Origin of the sequence: Brunnivagina elsteri CCALA 953, from assembly GCF_002289455.1 — a bacterium.
GTDB lineage: Bacteria > Cyanobacteriota > Cyanobacteriia > Cyanobacteriales > Nostocaceae > Brunnivagina > Brunnivagina elsteri.
Window position 1 is genome coordinate 1 of record NZ_NTFS01000706.1, and the last position, 1,696, is coordinate 1,696.

General features: G+C 33.4%; 1 protein-coding gene. It reads left to right on the forward strand.

Annotated elements, in window-relative coordinates:
* Positions 1 to 331: 331 nt before the first annotated feature.
* A complete protein-coding gene (locus tag CK510_RS30065; RefSeq protein ID WP_245912520.1) occupies positions 332 to 1,657 on the forward strand; it encodes a hypothetical protein in 1,326 nt (441 codons plus the stop codon).
* Positions 1,658 to 1,696 lie beyond the last annotated feature (39 nt).

Genomic DNA, 1,696 nt, shown 5'->3' on the forward strand with positions numbered 1-1,696 from the left:
CTAGGCTGTTGACTTTGTGAGTTTTTAAGGAACTTTTATCATACAATAATAGTGTTGTATTTTTTCGAGGTAAAAGTTAATGGAATTTAAAAGCCCAACTAGCAGGTTAGCCCGTTTGTTTCGTGCAGGTAGAGATAATTGGAAAGAGAGAGCTTTGGAAAAACAGAAAAAACTTAGAGCTTCAGAAATAAAAGTAAGAGATTTACTCTTCTTCACGAGAGTATTGGAAAAAGCGTGCTATCGCTGCGGAGCAAGGGGTATCTCAAGAGAATGGAGAGGCTGAGACAGAAGAAAAAAAGCTGAATTAGACTTAGTAAAGTCTAATATTGAAGTGACTAAAGAAACAGAAGATTTAAATGCTAAAAATCATCACTATACAGTTGATATCGTACTGATAACTATAGAACTTTTAATTAAATGTGGCATCAGCTTTAGAGGGGTAGAAAAAACTGTAGAGTTATTTAATAATATTAATAATTTAGAACTGGATAAGATTCCAAGCTTTACTTGTATAAGAAAATGGTTAGGGCGGATTGGATTATACGAGATGAATCGTGAAAAAGAATACCGAAATGATTGGATATTTATTATAGATTTTACGTTGGAGCTAGGAAAACAAAAAGTTCTTGTGGTTTTAGGGATTTCACAACAACAGCTTGAATCCGAAATTATTCCTGACGGACGAGGACTTCATCACAAAGATGTAGAACTTTTAGGCTTAGAAATTATGGACTCAACAAAAGGAGAAAATATAAAGCAAAAACTGGATGAAATTACTTCACGGGTTGGCAAACCAATACAAATAGTTGCTGACCACGGTAGTGACCTTGCACGCGGTATAAAGCTTTATCAACAAGAGCATGAAGACTTAATTTATACTCATGACGTAACTCATGCAATGGCTTTACTTTTGAAACATGAGTTAAATTCTGATGATAGATATCAGTCATTTATCCAAAAATGTAATATGTGTAGGCAACAGTTACAACAGACTGAATTATCTTTTTTATCCCCTCCGACACAACGCTCACAGTGCCGCTACTTTAATATTGAAAGGTTGACTGATTGGGGATTAAATTTATTGAATTGTAATATAGATACTGTGACTAAATTAGTTAGAAATAGTGACCCCAGTGTGATTAATAAAAAAATAATAGATAAATTGGGATGGTTAGTTGATTATCAGGCAGAACTAATTCGTTGGAATCAAATGACTGTGCTTACACGTACTCTTGAAACTCAAGTAAAGAAATTAGGAATTAATCAGCAGTCTCTCACTTGTTTTAAGGAAAATGAATTTGATATACCTAAGGGTGAACTATTAGATTTTCAGCAACATATTTATGATTATATAATCACTCAAAGTTCCCATATAAAGAATGAAAAAACTTTTTTATCAACTTCTGATGTAATTGAATCTCTATTTGGAAAATATAAACAATTCTCTGCACGTGCCCCATTTAAAGAGATGGGTCAGATGTTGCTAACTATTTGTTTATCTACGATGAATCTAACAAATAGTCTTGTTAAAAATGCGCTTGAAACAATTAGTTTTACCGATGTTGAAATCTGGTTAGCTGAAGTTTTTGGTCAATCTATGCTGTCGAAAAGAAAAACCCTATTTTCTGATTTAGTGGACGACACAGAAACTGTATGAACCAAAATAGCCTAAAAAGGCACAAAGTCAACAGCCTAG